The sequence below is a fragment of the Pseudomonas sp. E45-MNA-CIBAN-0222 genome (assembly GCF_040310405.1).
Classification (GTDB): Bacteria; Pseudomonadota; Gammaproteobacteria; order Pseudomonadales; family Pseudomonadaceae; genus Stutzerimonas; species Stutzerimonas stutzeri_AC.
Genome location: NZ_JBEOPU010000243.1, coordinates 1 through 235 on the forward strand (window position 1 = coordinate 1; position 235 = coordinate 235).

The 235-nt window shown below is 77.0% G+C and carries 1 pseudogene; it reads left to right on the forward strand.

From position 1 onward, the window contains the following. Nucleotides 1-235 (forward strand): annotated as a pseudogene (locus AAEZ08_RS23465) (hypothetical protein); the annotation flags it as partial.

The following is a 235-nucleotide window of genomic DNA, read 5'->3' on the forward strand; positions in this document are numbered from 1 at the left end:
CCCCCCCCCCCCCCGCCCCCCCGCACCCCCACCCCGCTGCCCGGCGGCACCGCCCGCCGGGTCGGCGCCAACACCCAGGGCGTCCTGCGTTGCAATACCTATCTGGGCCTGGCAGCCGTCGGTAGCTTGTTCGGCAAGGAAGGTCTGGCGCTGGCCGCCCGGCTGCTGGCGCTGCTGGGGCCGACGGTGAACGTGAGGTCTGGGTGGGCGCTGACCGCCGAGCGCGGCGTCCGCG